Here is a 382-nt window from a genome sequence, read left to right as displayed (position 1 = left end):
CAGCAAGTTGAAAATAGTAGTCAATTCACAAACGAAGATCAAAAACAAAAAGATGATTATTCTCAAGCGGTTCAACATGCTTTAGATATTATCAATCAAGCTACAAATCCAACATTAGATCAAACACAAATTGAACAAGCAACACAAGCTGTTATCAATGCCAAAGATCAATTACACGGAGAACAAAAATTAGCTCAAGATAAACAACTAGCAAACGAAACTATCAATCATCTACAAAATCTAAATGCTGCACAACGTCAAGCACTACAAGAACAAATCAACCAAGTACCTACTCGTGACGAAGTAGCTCAAAAAGTAGCGCAAGCAGAAGCTTTAGATCAATCAATGAAAGCATTGAGAGACGCGATTCAAGATCATCAAC

1 protein-coding gene is annotated in these 382 nt (G+C 35.3%); it reads left to right on the top strand.

Features of this window, described 5'->3' with window-relative positions:
- On the top strand, positions 1-382 hold a 382-nt coding region (locus AC0I8G_RS25850; RefSeq protein WP_471732502.1), incomplete at both ends, for a hypothetical protein.

The sequence above is a fragment of the Kineococcus sp. AC630 genome, assembly GCF_979255925.1.
Note: the sequence above shows the minus strand (reverse complement) of the source record. Positions and strands in the feature narration are given on the sequence as shown.